At 73.4% G+C, this 4,905-nt stretch carries 5 protein-coding genes and 1 riboswitch; of the genes, 3 read left to right on the top strand and 2 right to left on the bottom strand.

The genetic code is table 11. From position 1 onward, the window contains the following. Positions 1-339: 339 nt before the first annotated feature. Entirely contained in the window at positions 340-1,467 is a 1,128-nt protein-coding gene (locus tag C1J00_RS38210; protein WP_102913492.1) for an alpha/beta hydrolase family protein, read from the bottom strand. 80 nt (positions 1,468-1,547) lie between these two features. Beyond that, positions 1,548-2,279 carry a class II aldolase/adducin family protein gene (locus C1J00_RS38215; RefSeq protein ID WP_102913493.1) on the bottom strand — a complete coding sequence of 244 codons (732 nt, stop codon included), beginning with the start codon at positions 2,277-2,279 and terminating at the stop codon, positions 1,548-1,550. A gap of 272 nt (positions 2,280-2,551) precedes the next feature. On the opposite strand from C1J00_RS38215, the gene C1J00_RS38220 reads away from it, so the two are divergent. The 3 genes from C1J00_RS38220 to C1J00_RS38230 form a co-directional block, all read left to right on the top strand. Then, positions 2,552-3,796, top strand: a complete 1,245-nt coding sequence (locus C1J00_RS38220) for an inorganic phosphate transporter (RefSeq protein WP_102913494.1) — start codon at positions 2,552-2,554, stop codon at positions 3,794-3,796. Between the two features lie 34 nt (positions 3,797-3,830). Next, positions 3,831-4,052 carry a hypothetical protein gene (locus C1J00_RS38225; RefSeq protein ID WP_102913495.1) on the top strand — a complete coding sequence of 74 codons (222 nt, stop codon included), beginning with the start codon at positions 3,831-3,833 and terminating at the stop codon, positions 4,050-4,052. Between the two features lie 131 nt (positions 4,053-4,183). Continuing rightward, a riboswitch (cobalamin riboswitch) is annotated at positions 4,184-4,322 on the top strand. A gap of 103 nt (positions 4,323-4,425) precedes the next feature. After that, positions 4,426-4,905: cobalamin biosynthesis protein (locus C1J00_RS38230; RefSeq protein WP_180989849.1), on the top strand; the 480-nt coding region annotated here is incomplete at its 3' end.

Here is a 4,905-nt window from a genome sequence, read left to right on the forward strand (position 1 = left end):
CCGCTGGTTCATCGCTGGTGGGGCGGCGGCCAGGGGTCGCGGGCGGACGAGTCGGAGCCTGGAGTCGCGCGGGATACGGGACGTCACGGGTGCAGTCTTCCGGTTGACGGTCCGAAAACCCAAACGGAATGTCACGGCGGGCGACGGGGAAGGCCAAGGCACCGGTTCCCGGGAGTGGTCGAGGGCTCAGAACCGGCCAGTGGTACGACACTAAACGGAATCGTCGCGACCGGTCGTCGGAGGGGCGACGGAACGCGGTTGCGACGAGGCGAAGGGGCGTGTACGGGGGTGCGTGAGGAGCCGGACCGGGTGGGTCGTCGGCGGTTGACGGAAACGGCGTCACATGAGGGGCGTCAGGAAGCGCCGGAGCGCCTCCTCGTAGGCCTCCGGGTCGGCGTTCCACATGGCTCCGTGGGGTGCGTTGCCGACGGTGCGCAGGGCGACCATGTCGGGGCGGGCGTCGGCGAGCCTGCGGGAGAGCTGCCAGGGGGCGACGCTGTCGTCCGGGCCGTGGATGACGAGCGCCGGGACGCGCAGCCCGCCGGGCGGGGCCGTGCCCGCGACCCGGCCGACGGACAGGCCGGTCCGGCCCTGGGCGGCCCGGACCGCGAGGGGCAGCAGCGCGGCCGGGGTGCGACGGGCCGAGGCCAGGGCGCGCAGGGTGGTCTCCCAGGCGAGCACCGGGGAGTCCAGGACGAGCCCGGAGACGCGGTCGCGCAGCCCCGAGTGTGCGGCGGCGCGCAGGGCCATGGTGGCGCCGGTGGACCAGCCGTGCAGGACGACCTGGCGGGCTCCGTAGCGCACGGCGTAGCGGATGGCGGCGTCGAGGTCGCGCCACTCGGTCTCGCCGAGGTGGTTCAGGCCGTCGGGCGGGCGGGGGGCGCCCAGGTCGCCGCGGTAGGCCAGGGCGAGCACCGGGAAGTTGCTGCGGTGCAGGAACGGCATGACGTTCATGGCGAGTTCGCGGGTGGTTCCCAGGCCGTGCACGGCGATCACCCAGGTGTCCCGCTTGCCCGGCACGAACCACGCGGGGAGGGCGCCGAGTTCGCCGGGGACGTCGACGTCGGCGTGTTCGAGTCCGAGGGCGGCGCCTGGGTTGCCGACGTACACGTTCGGTGTGAGCCAGACCTTGTCGCCGGGCTTCAGCGTGCCGTGGGTGACGCTCTCCAGGCGGCGCACGACGGTGTCGGCGGGGTGCGGGGCGCTGGTCAGGACGGGGCCGACGACCGCGTGCGAGCCGTTGCCGGACAGGCCGTAGCGGCCGGGGCGCAGGGCGGCGAGATCCCGGGTGAGGCTGATCTGCCCGGCGGCGGTGCCGTGCACGGTGAGCCGGGGTTCGGTGGGCAGGGGCCTGCCGGGGGGCGCCTTGAGCGCGGCGTCGCTGGCGAGCCGGCCGACGGCCACAGCGGCGGCACCGGCACCGAGGACGGCGGTGACGGCGGCGGCCGTTGCTCTGACAGTGCGCACGGCTTCAGTCTCCCGGCGGATTCCGTGGGCGACCAGTGGGGCGGAGCGGCGGGGTGACGTCGGCGGCGGCCGGGGAGGGCTCAGCCTCGCTGGCCGTAGCCGCGCAGGCGTTCCTCCACCTCGGTCAGCTGCTCCGGGGACAGCAGGCTCGGGGCCTGGCCGGGCACCGAGGCGGCGGTCAGCCACAGGCGGCACATCCACTCCAGCTGGGCGGTGCGGTCGTAGGCCTGGGCGAGGGTGGTGCCGTGGGTGACGGTGCCGTGGTTCTGGAGGAGGCAGCCTGAGCGGCCGGCGAGGGCGCGGAGCATGTTCTCGGCCAACTCGTCGGTGCCGTACGTGGCATACGGGGCGACCCGGACGGGGCCTCCGAGCGCCGCGGCCATGTAGTGGATCAGCGGAAGCTCGCTCACGAGCGTCGAGACGGCCGTCGCGTGGACGGCGTGGGTGTGGACGACGGCCCGGGCGCCGGTCGTGCGGTAGACGGCGAGGTGCATGGGCAGCTCGCTGGTGGGGACGAGGGTGCCGAGGACCTGCCGGCCGTCGAGGCCGACGCCGGTCACGTCGTCCGGGGTCAGCCGGTCGTAGGGCACGCCCGACGGCGTGACCAGGACGGTGTCCCCGACGCGCACGGAGACGTTGCCGGACGTGCCGACGACGAGTCCGTCCGAGACCGTGCGGCGGGCCGCCGCGACCAGGTCCTCCCAGGCGTGCGCCTCCTCGGGGCGCGCGCTCCTGCGCCGCGGCTCCCCCGCATTCCGTTCGCCCTCTCGCGCGTCCCCCGTGCCCCGCTCGTCGCCTCGCTGCTCAGCCATGCCGCGATCCTGCCAGGCAGGGGCTCGGCCCACGCCGGGCCCGGGAAAACCCGTACGACGGGAAGCGCAGGTGCCACGGCCCGGCCAGGGCGGGAATGATCAGCTGGATCAAGGCGTTCAGCGACGAGACCGAGCGGCTCACCGGCCGCCCTCCCGGGGCGTCGCCCCGACCCTCCTTCGCGGTCACCCTCGCGCCCCTCCCAGTTCATCTTCCGTTCACTCAGGTTGCCTACGTTCGTACGGCCAACGACCTCGAACGATTGCCTGGGTAAATGGAAAGCTTCTCGCTGATCCTCGCGATTGTGGTAGTAACCGCACTCGCGTTCGATTTCACGAACGGTTTCCACGACACCGCGAACGCGATGGCCACGACCATTTCCACGGGCGCCATGAAGCCCAAGGTCGCGGTGGCCATGTCCGCGGTCCTCAACCTGGTCGGCGCCTTCCTGTCCGTCGAAGTCGCCAACACGATCTCCAAGGGCCTCGTCGACGAGGCCGGCATCCGGCCCGAGGTCATCTTCGCCGCCCTGGTCGGAGCGATCCTCTGGAACCTGCTGACGTGGCTGGTCGGTCTGCCGTCCAGTTCCTCGCACGCTCTCATGGGCGGTCTGATCGGCGCCACGATCGCCTCGGCGGGCGTCGGCGCGGTGCACGGTGACGTGCTGGTCACCAAGGTGCTGATCCCGGCGATCGCCGCCCCGCTGGTCGCGGGCCTCGCGGCGCTGCTGGCCACGCGGCTGACGTACTCCCTCGGCAAGAAGGCCGACGGCGAGGCGTCCCGGAAGGGCTACCGGGCCGGCCAGATCGCCTCGGCGGGCCTGGTCTCCCTGGCGCACGGCACCAACGACGCCCAGAAGACGATGGGCATCATCACCCTCGCCCTCGTGGCCGGCGGCGCCGTCGCGCCCGACTCCGACCCGCCCATGTGGGTCATCCTCTCCGCGGGCATCGCGATCGCGCTCGGCACGTACCTGGGCGGCTGGCGCATCATCCGCACCATGGGCAAGGGCCTGACCGACCTCCAGCCGCAGCAGGGCTTCGCCGCCCAGACCTCCGCGGCCACGGTCATCCTGGCCTCCTCGCACCTCGGTTTCTCCCTCTCCACGACGCACTCCGTCTCCGGCGCCGTGATGGGCGCGGGGCTCGGCCGCAAGGGCGGTGTCGTCCGCTGGTCGACCGCGACGCGGATGTTCGTCGCCTGGGGTCTGACGCTGCCGGCGGCGGCCCTGGTGGGCGCTCTCGCCGAGTACGTCACCGGTTTCGGCGCCTGGGGCACCGCGGTGGTGGCCGTCTTCCTCGTCGCCTCCAGCGCGGCCATCTGGAAGCTGTCGCGGCGTGAGATCGTCGACCACACCAACGTCAACGACACCGACGACGCGGAGCCCGCGGGCGTGGTCACCACGGCGATGGCCGCGGTGACGCCGCCGCCGGCCGGCACGCCGGCGGAGGAGCCGGTGCCGTCGTTCCCGGCCCAGGCCACCGCCGAGCGGACGCACTCCACGACCACCCCGGTCTGACCCCGCCCACCGGCAACAAGGAAGAGTCTCCGATATGAAGATCGACTGGGCGGCCCTCGGCTCCGTGTTCGGCGTCAGCCTCGTGGTCACCGTGGCTCTCGTGGGCCTGTTCACCCTCGGCATCACCGGCCTGTCCCATCGCGAGCGGGCGGTGGCCCAGGGCGGGTCCGCGGGCCTGGCGGTCACCGGCGCGTACGCGTGCTTCGCCGCGTGCGCGGCGGCCGTCGGGTACGGCATCTACCTGATCGTGGCCTGACGGCCCGATCGCACATCGTCCGCCGGGCGGCACGGGACCTCAAGTCCTGTGCCGCCCGGCCCTCGTGTGTGCGCAGGAGGCGATGTGGGGTTCTCCACACTGCCCCCTCGCAGGTCAACGGCAAGTTGACGGCGGTTCGCGGCCGTGGTGGACTGCCGGGGCCAGTACGGCGGCAGGAGAGGAAGCCGGTGAAAGTCCGGCGCGGTCCCGCCACTGTCACCGGGGTAGTGATCCCCGGGAGCCAGGAACTCTCACCGCCGGTCTCGTCGAACCAGGGCGTGGACACCCTGAGTGAGGACACATATCGCCATGCGCGGCTGCCGACCGAGGTTCAACACCCCACCCCCGCCTGCCCTCCTGGCCGGCTGAGCCCATGGGTGCCGGTCGCGTCTTCGCGTACGGTGCCGCCGCCGGTCTGATCGGTGACCTGCTGCTCGGTGATCCTCGCCGGGGGCATCCGGTCGCCGCGTTCGGACGGGCCGCGGGTGCCGTGGAACGGGTGCTGTGGCGGGACCACCGCGGGTGGGGCGCGCTGCACACCGCCGTGTGTGCCGGAGGGGCCGCCGCCCTCGGATCCGTCGCCGCGCGTGCCGTGCGGACGTCCACCGTCGCCTCCGTCGCGCTCACCGGAGCCGCCACCTGGGCCGTCGTCGGGGGGACTTCGCTCGCCCGGGAGGCGCGGACCGTCGGGCGTGCCCTTCGGACCGGGGACGTCGAGGCGGCCCGGGCCCGGCTGCCGCATCTGTGCGGGCGGGATCCGCAGGCCCTCGACGCCGACGGCATGGCCCGGGCCGTGGTCGAGTCCGTCGCCGAGAACACCTCCGACGCGGTGGTGGGGGCACTGGTGTGGGGG

Origin of the sequence: Streptomyces cahuitamycinicus (assembly GCF_002891435.1) — a bacterium.
Classification (GTDB): domain Bacteria; phylum Actinomycetota; class Actinomycetes; order Streptomycetales; family Streptomycetaceae; genus Streptomyces; species Streptomyces cahuitamycinicus.

Excerpts from the sequence above, each read along its gene's own strand:
- C1J00_RS38220 (WP_102913494.1), top strand. The coding sequence starts at position 2,552 with ATGGAAAGCTTCTCGCTGATCCTCGCGATTGTGGTAGTAACCGCACTC.
- C1J00_RS38215 (WP_102913493.1), bottom strand. The coding sequence starts at position 2,279 with ATGGCTGAGCAGCGAGGCGACGAGCGGGGCACGGGGGACGCGCGAGAG.
- C1J00_RS38225 (WP_102913495.1), top strand. The coding sequence starts at position 3,831 with ATGAAGATCGACTGGGCGGCCCTCGGCTCCGTGTTCGGCGTCAGCCTC.